Annotated in this window: 3 tRNA genes; all 3 read left to right on the top strand. The window is 38.0% G+C overall.

The annotated features are described in order from the left end of the window. Positions 1-341: 341 nt before the first annotated feature. Positions 342-427 (top strand) — tRNA-Leu (locus GW12_RS05780). A gap of 331 nt (positions 428-758) precedes the next feature. Beyond that, positions 759-844: transfer RNA gene (locus GW12_RS05775), tRNA-Leu, on the top strand. A gap of 312 nt (positions 845-1,156) precedes the next feature. Further along, positions 1,157-1,241, top strand: a tRNA-Leu gene (locus tag GW12_RS05770). Positions 1,242-1,277: the final 36 nt, after the last annotated feature.

Here is a 1,277-nt window from a genome sequence, read left to right as displayed (position 1 = left end):
CGAGTCTCTCCGTCCCCACCACTCAAAAGAGACAAGGTTGATACCTTGTTTTTTTTTGCCTGAAATTTAGTGGTGCATGATTTGAATGAAATCCAAATAAAGCTCAGGGATCGCTTACTGGTCTTGAATGAAGCTAAATCTAGAAATAAAAAGCTAAATTATCACTTTTAAAAAAATATCAAAATTTAGCTGAAAACTGTTGAGGAAGGCATTGAGTCTTTTGAAATCTGGCGATAAAAATAGCAAATCATTTTAATTGCTTAATTTTTGATTAAAAAAGACATTTCTGATCATTCTATCGCTTGTAATCTCGGGTTAATCGCTCTAATATAGCGCTCATCGGGGATATGGCGGAATTGGTAGACGCACTGTGTTCAGGTCGCAGCGCCCTCTGGGTGTGAGAGTTCGAGTCTCTCTATCCCCACCAGATACGAAAAAGCAAGGTTAAATACCTTGCTTTTTTTATACCTGAAATTTGGCAGAAGAGTAGCTGTATTACTTTTTGATTTTGGATCAGACAATACCAGCTTTTAGCGATGTATGTATTTGATGAGTACAGATTAATCTTAGCCAATATTATCAATTAAAAAGATAAGTCAGAACTCATTTTTTAAAATTGTAATTGTCCATGTAAAACTAAGAATAGATATGCTCAAAATCCCAAATTGCATCAATTGATTAATTATTGAATGAGCGCACACAATAACCGGATAAAACCCTTGTAATGCCGGGGTGATCGTTCTAATATAGCGCTCATCGGGGATATGGCGGAATTGGTAGACGCACTGTGTTCAGGTCGCAGCGCCCTCTGGGTGTGAGAGTTCGAGTCTCTCTATCCCCACCAGATACGAAAAAGCAAGGTTAAATACCTTGCTTTTTTTATGCCTGAGATTTCGGAAATGGCATACATCAGTTTGAAAAATTGCTTACGGGTGATTTCCGGACTAGGGTCATTGCAAGAAAAATGGATGGAGAAATTCAGCTAATATCAGTGAATTGACCCATTTAATAACAATAAAAGTGTTTCAGTTTCTTTGAAAATTTAAAGGAAAATAAAAAAATACAATTAACTGCTTAATTTCTAGCAGAATACACCTGTATTGCTTGCAAAATGGCTTGTCAAAGGGGAGTGTTCTCTATAATATACACGACCAACGGGGACGTGGCGAAATTGGTAGACGCACTGGATTTAGGTTCCAGCGCCGCAAGGTGTGAGAGTTCGAGTCTCTCCGTCCCCACCAAATTACTTAAGTGATTAAGTAAGGTGGTAAGTGTAG

Origin of the sequence: Acinetobacter sp. HR7 (assembly GCF_000773685.1) — a bacterium.
GTDB classification, from domain to species: domain Bacteria; phylum Pseudomonadota; class Gammaproteobacteria; order Pseudomonadales; family Moraxellaceae; genus Acinetobacter; species Acinetobacter thermotolerans.
The sequence above is the reverse complement of the archived record's forward strand: the minus strand, read 5'-3'. Positions and strand labels throughout refer to the sequence as shown.